General features: G+C 56.2%; 1 pseudogene. It reads left to right on the top strand.

Going from position 1 to position 715, the window contains the following annotated elements:
* Positions 1-305 precede the first annotated feature (305 nt).
* Positions 306-715: pseudogene (locus K5E19_RS23185) on the top strand (hypothetical protein); the annotation flags it as partial.

The raw sequence follows: 715 nt of genomic DNA, 5'->3' as shown, positions 1-715 counted from the left end.
GGGTTACACGGAGGCGTCGCTGGAATTGGAACTGGCGCTGGTTACTCTGGTTACTATTAGCCCTACTTCTCCTTGCCTTACTATTGGGGTTGCTGCGTGGTTGCGTACCGGCTATTTCACTCCCGGGGTTGCCAGGCATTTCCAGTGAGAAAAACCACAGCCTGCCAGTCAGTGATGCTGTCAATCACAACCTTCCAGAGGGAAAAGCCTCTGTCACCCATGGCGTGAATGCGCTGCTGATCAACGATCAACCAGCTACCGCCAACCATTTACCCGTAGCCGGTACAAGCGAAGTCAGTCATACGTTGGATGGGGTTGATGCACAGGCCGACGTCCTCTCTACGGGGGCAGAGGAGACGCTCCACGGAGCGCAGGAGTCGGTGAAAAATGGTGAAGCCTTAGTCACTGAACAGACGGCTGGTGTTGCACCCTCAGCAACGTCAGAAGGGCAGAACGGTGCTCCACAGGAGTCAGCAGTTGTCCCCAATACCATACCGCCAGTAATACCTGCTCAGGGTGAACCACTCACCCTGCCTGCCGCCACGCCTGATGGCCCTGCTCAGCTTCTTAACGGGCAATGGCGGGTTAACGTCGGGATTCAGGACAAGCTTACCGGCCGCCCATTGCAGTTGCAGTACAACTTTAATCAGGGCAATCGCACGGTCAGTGTTCGCCAGTCCAATGGCGTGACCTGTACTGGCTCTGCCAGAGGTAG

It is taken from the genome of Enterobacter sp. RIT637 (assembly GCF_019718755.1).
Taxonomy (GTDB): domain Bacteria; phylum Pseudomonadota; class Gammaproteobacteria; order Enterobacterales; family Enterobacteriaceae; genus Enterobacter.
Note: the sequence above shows the minus strand (reverse complement) of the source record. Positions and strands in the feature narration are given on the sequence as shown.